Source organism: Anaerobacillus sp. 1_MG-2023, from assembly GCF_030547345.1.
In the GTDB taxonomy this organism is placed as follows: Bacteria; Bacillota; Bacilli; order Bacillales; family Guptibacillaceae; genus Guptibacillus; species Guptibacillus hwajinpoensis_B.
The window spans coordinates 1-246 of record NZ_JAUORD010000197.1 but is presented as its reverse complement, the minus strand read 5'-3'; the positions used below and the strand labels follow the sequence as shown (position 1 = coordinate 246).

General features: G+C 52.0%; 1 protein-coding gene. It reads right to left on the bottom strand.

Going from position 1 to position 246, the window contains the following annotated elements:
• Window positions 1-32: 32 nt before the first annotated feature.
• On the bottom strand, window positions 33-182 hold the full coding sequence (locus tag Q4550_RS23840) for a hypothetical protein (protein WP_303536742.1): 150 nt from the start codon (window positions 180-182) through the stop codon (window positions 33-35).
• Window positions 183-246 lie beyond the last annotated feature (64 nt).

Genomic DNA, 246 nt, shown 5'->3' with positions numbered 1-246 from the left:
AACGGAGTGCGATTGATGGACAAACTAAAACCCTATCTTCCGATTGCTCTTGCTGCCGTGTTCGCGGTGGCAATGTTCGCCATCGATGCAACGTCGTACCGCAATGAATTCAATGAAATAGACGTTCGGAAGGCAGCAGGACTGTTTGCGAGCTTGTGGGCAACGCTGACTGTCGTTCTCAAGATGTCACCGCCTGGGGAATCGCAATGATTGCTCAATCGAGCTTGCCGACAACGGACGTGATGC